At 75.9% G+C, this 4,686-nt stretch carries 5 protein-coding genes; all 5 read right to left on the reverse strand.

Going from position 1 to position 4,686, the window contains the following annotated elements:
* Positions 1 to 803: hypothetical protein (locus CBZ_RS15585; protein WP_218022792.1), on the reverse strand; the 803-nt coding region annotated here is incomplete at its 3' end.
* Between the two features lie 231 nt (positions 804 to 1,034).
* Positions 1,035 to 1,595: a Rieske (2Fe-2S) protein gene (locus CBZ_RS15590; RefSeq protein ID WP_246013472.1), complete on the reverse strand. Its 561-nt coding sequence runs from the start codon at positions 1,593 to 1,595 to the stop codon at positions 1,035 to 1,037.
* 41 nt (positions 1,596 to 1,636) lie between these two features.
* On the reverse strand, positions 1,637 to 2,206 hold the full coding sequence (locus tag CBZ_RS15595; protein ID WP_130782422.1) for a DUF6529 family protein: 570 nt from the start codon (positions 2,204 to 2,206) through the stop codon (positions 1,637 to 1,639).
* A gap of 120 nt (positions 2,207 to 2,326) precedes the next feature.
* Positions 2,327 to 3,622, reverse strand: a complete 1,296-nt coding sequence (locus CBZ_RS15600) for a glycoside hydrolase family 6 protein (protein ID WP_130782423.1) — start codon at positions 3,620 to 3,622, stop codon at positions 2,327 to 2,329.
* A 148-nt stretch (positions 3,623 to 3,770) separates the two neighbouring features.
* Positions 3,771 to 4,686: DUF4349 domain-containing protein (locus CBZ_RS15605; protein ID WP_130782424.1), on the reverse strand; the 916-nt coding region annotated here is incomplete at its 5' end.

Genomic DNA, 4,686 nt, shown 5'->3' on the forward strand with positions numbered 1-4,686 from the left:
GCGGTGCGGCGCGCCACCCGGTCCGTGGTGCCGCCCCGGGCCGCCGTCGGCGTGAGCAGCGCGAAGGCGGCGAGCGCCTCGTCCACGAGCGCGCGGACCAGCCCGACGGCGACCGGCAGCTCGGCCGACGTGAGGCGCGGGGCCGCGTCCGCGACGGCCGCGGGCGCGGTCGACCCCGCGAGGCGGGCGACGGTGGCCTGCAACGACGACGGGTCCACGCGGACCAGCAGGAGCAGCGCGAGCGTCCGCGCCAGCACCGCCTCGTCGCGCAGCCGCTCGACCCGGCGCCGCTCGTCCTCCCGGCGGGACCGGTCCTCCGCCCGGATCGCCTCCGCGACCACCTCGGACTCCCGGCGACGCGCCTCCCGACGGGTCTCGACGGAGTACCGGGCGACGAGCTCGACCGCGACCCGGACCTCGTGGTCGCTCTCCGACTGCCCCCGCCGCACGAGCTCGCGGGCGCGCTCGTTGAACGGCGCCGCGTACCCCTCGTCGGCGTACCCGAACAGGGCGACCCGGTGGTCGTCCGCCCACAGCACCGCGGTCTTGTCGAAGCCCGAGCGCGAGTAGAACACCGCCGTGCGCGTGCCCGCGGCGTCGTGCAGCTGCTCGACGGCCGCCCGCTGCACCGGGTGGCGCTGGTGCTCGACGCGGGCGGCGAAGCCGACCCCCAGCAGGTCGAGCGGGGCGCCCTCGGGCGCGTTCGTCACGCGGACGTCGAGGCGGGCGAGCACCGTGCGGGCATGCCGCTCCGCGAAGCGCTCCGCCTCCCGCCACTGCGGGTCCTTGCCCGGTGAGCCCACCGCGAACCTCCTGCCGCGTGTGCCGTCCGGTGACGGTGGGTCGACGCTACGACGCGGTGGTCCGCGCACGCTCGGGCCGCACGGGTGACGCCCGCCCGCGGGTTGGTCCGGGTGGGCGACGACCGGTGCCCGCCGGTCAGTCGAGGACGAGCGACGCGAGCGCCGCGCCGACCACCAGACCGACCCCGGCGAGCCACACGAGCGTCGGCAGGCGCTGCCAGAACGACCGCCTCATCGCAGCACCACCTGCCCGTCGCGCACGTCCACGTCGACCTCCGCGAGGTCCTCGGTCGCCGGCCCCTGGACGACCTTCCCGTCGCGGGCGTCGAACGCGCTCCCGTGGCAGGGGCAGCGGATCTCACCGCCGGTCACCCCGCCGACGAGGCAGCCCTGGTGCGTGCACACCGCGGTGAACGCGTGCACGTCCTCGCCGTCGCGGACCAGGACGACGCGACGGTCGGTGAGGACCACCCCGCCGCCGTCCGGCACGTCGGACAGCGCGGCGACGACCTCGCCGTCCTCGTCGGCCGCGTCCCCGTCGCCCGCGTCGTCCTGCGCCTCGCCCGCGTCGTCCGGCTCGGTGCCGTCGCCGCCGCCGCCCCCGCCGTCCTGCCCGGGCGCGGCGTAGCCGTCGTCGCCGCCCGCACCCTGCGCCGGGGCCAGCGCGGTCATCCCGACGTACCCGACGACGCCCGCGACGACCGTCACGCCCGCAGCCTCCAGCACGGCCCGGCGGCTGTGCCCGCCGCCCCGAGCGGTCCCGTCCGGGCCGCGCCCACCGTCGTCCTCCATCGCGTCACCCCCTCGCACGCGTCGCATCCCCCGTGGCCCGCTCACACCCGCGCGAACCCGGGCTGCGTGAAGAACCAGAACGCCGAGCTGAACCACACGACGACGAGCAGCGTCGCGACGAGCGCCCCCAGCACGGGCACGACCGCGGACGGCAGCCGCGGCAGCCGCAGGGCGAGCATCTTCGCGGCGAACGCGCCGTAGAACAGGCACCCGGCGACGCTGTGCACCAGGACCCGGGCGGGCTCGTCCTCGAACCCGAGCGACCACACGCACTGGAACGCGACGGGCAGCGTGAGCACGAACGCGACGGCCCCGCTCCACCGGTGCAGCAGCGCGACGGACGCGGGCGGCTCGCCGCGGACGCCGGGGAGCCGCCCCCACATCGCGAGCGCGGAGAGCACCTGCACGACGACCAGCACGAGCGCGGCCGTCGTGAACCACGCCTTCATCTGGAGCATCCCGCTGAACCAGAGCGTGAGCAGCGCCTGCCCGTCCCCGGGGTGGGCCTCGGCGTAAGCGGCGAGCGCGGCGGCGACCGCCAGCCCGAGCGCCGTGACACCCGCGAGCGCCCACTGCCATCGCGTCGTCGCCGGCGCCTGCGTCGCGGCCATGCGACCCAGCGTCCCGGCCCCCCGCCGGCCTGTCCAGGGCAGGCGGCGCGCGGCGAGGGCCGCCCGGGAGACCCGGACGGCCCTCGCCGTGGTGCGGTGGTGTCAGCTCGCGCGGTGGTGTCAGCTCGCCGGGACGGCGTTGTGGACGAGCTCGAGCGCCATCTGCGGGAACCAGTCGCCGGCGGCCGGGCCCGGGTAGCCGCGGACCGGGTCGATGCCGCCGTCGGGTGCCCAGCGCAGGCACTCGCCGTCGGACTCGCCGGGGATCTTGATCCAGAGGTAGGCGTCGACGAGCGCCTCGCCGGTGCTCGTCGTGGGCCGCAGCCCGAGGCCGCGCTCCGGCGGGTTGCACCACTCCTGCGGGTCGCCCGCGGGGTGGTCGGCGGGTGCGGTCCACGGGCCCTGGCCGTTGCGGCTCGTGTCGATGACCGAGTGCTTGAGGGCCTCGGGGCCGCTCGGCGGGTTCGCGGCGTTGGTGACGTTGTCGACGTACCACTGGTCGGTCAGGCCCCACGTGGAGAAGTCGGCGGGGTCGGCCGGGTAGTACTGGCTCGCGCAGTAGTCGAAGTGCCCGAGCCGCCAGCCGCCCTCGGCGTCGTTCGTGCCGTACCAGAGGCACTGCGAGATCCAGTTGCCGTACTTCACCTGGCGCTCGCTGAGCTGGTAGTTCGACGCGTTGAGGAAGAACCCGTCGGCCTCGCCGACACCGGCCTTGTGCAGGCGGTCGGCGATGTCGCCCACGCCGAGCCAGCCGCTGTGCGTGCCGTCGAGGTACAGGGAGACGTTGGGCAGCGCGGCGAGGCGGTCGACGGCGCCGTTGACCTGCTCGAAGCGGTCGGCGGCGGCCGTCGCGGGGTCGGCCTCGGCGGGCTGGCACCACTCGGTGTTCCCGTTGATCGTCGTGTACCAGGGGATGATGCCGAGGCCGTCGGGCTCGAGCAGGACGATCGCCTCACTCGTGCCAATGCCCTTCGCCAGACCGTCGATCCACGCGAGGTACGACGCGGTGTCGAGGGCGCCGCCCGCCGAGTACTGCGCGCAGTCCCGGAAGGGCAGGTTGTAGGCGACGATCACGGGGACGGCCCGCTGGAGCTTCGCGTGCCGGACGGTCTTCTCGACCGACCTGCGGACCTCCTTCGGGGTGCCCTCGGTGAACCACACGGCCTGCGGGGTGGCGACCATCTTGGTGAGCGCCTTGGCGTCGGCGTACTGCCGCTTCTTGACGAGCTGTGCGATCTGCTTGACCGCGCCCTCGTTGGGCGGGGGCACGTAGAGGCGGGTGGACGACGAGGGACCGCCGCCGTGACCGGGGCGGCCGTGCGCCGTCGCGGGTGCCGCCGAGAGGAGTGAGAGCGCTACCACGGCGGCGGCCGCGGTGAGTGCTGCGAGGGGCGAACGGATCGAGGAACGTGCCACGGAAGGCTCCTACGTCGTTGTCGGATGACCGGTGCCGTGCGCGGCGGGAAGGATGGTCCGCCGCCACAGGAGCATGACAAGCGGGACGCCCCGGGGCAAGTGCCTCGAACGGGGCACCTGCTCCCGGGGCGTCGGGTCGCCGACCTCGCTACGCGGTGGTGTCCGCGGCGACCGGGCCGGAGGGTGTCGACGGCGGTGCGGGCGGCGTGCCCGGCGTGCCCGGCGTGGCGGCGGTCCGGCGTCGACGCCACCAGCGCGAGACGGCCACGACCCCGGCGGTGACCGCACCCGCGAAGGCGAGCCACGGCAGCAGGACCCCGACGACCACGACGACGGCCTTCAGCACGACCACGAACGACTGCCAGCCGACGGCCAGCCCGTCGAGGAACGTGCGCGGCCCGGGAGCGGCCGCGGCAGGCACGATCCCCGGCCCGTACAGCTCGATCGTCAGCGTCGACAGCGCCACGGCGTCGGCGAGCCGCGCCCGCTGCGACTGCAGCTCCTCCAGCCGCGTCTGGCGCTCCGCGAGGGCGTTCTCCGCGGAGACGATGTCCGTCGTCGTGGTGGTCCGGGCGAGCAGGTCCTCCATGCGGGCGACCGAGAGCTGCAGGCCGCGGATGCGCGCGTCGAGGTCCTGCGCGGCCGCCGTGACGTCCTGCGCGTCGAGGTCGATCGACTCGACCTTCCCCAGGTCGCGGACGGCGTCGACGGTCGCGCTGACCCGGTCCGACGGGACGCGGATCGTCAGCGTCGCGGACCCGGCGGTGTCACCCGTCGCCGCGTGCTCCGACCGTGCGTCGACGCGCCCGTCGGCGTCCTCCGCGAGCCGGACGACGGCGTCGGCCGCCACCCGGGGCTCCTCGACCGTGAGTCGCAGCGTGCCGGTCTGGACGACCTGCCGGTCGCCCTCCACCGCCGACGACTCCGCGGCGGTCCCCACCAGCCCCGCGTCGGTCCCCTCGGCGACCGCGAGGCCGCCGTCGTCGCGCGCCGCGGGCGCCGGCTCGGCGGCGGCGTCGGCCGCGCCCGACGACGCGTCGCCGCCCGCCGAGCAGCCCGAGGCC

The sequence above is a fragment of the Cellulomonas biazotea genome (genome assembly GCF_004306155.1).
In the GTDB taxonomy this organism is placed as follows: Bacteria; Actinomycetota; Actinomycetes; order Actinomycetales; family Cellulomonadaceae; genus Cellulomonas; species Cellulomonas biazotea.

What these genes read in the sequence shown, in the direction of transcription:
- CBZ_RS15590 (WP_246013472.1), bottom strand. Translation starts at nt 1,595, where the DNA reads ATGGAGGACGACGGTGGGCGCGGCCCGGACGGGACCGCTCGGGGCGGC.
- CBZ_RS15595 (WP_130782422.1), bottom strand. Translation starts at nt 2,206, where the DNA reads ATGGCCGCGACGCAGGCGCCGGCGACGACGCGATGGCAGTGGGCGCTC.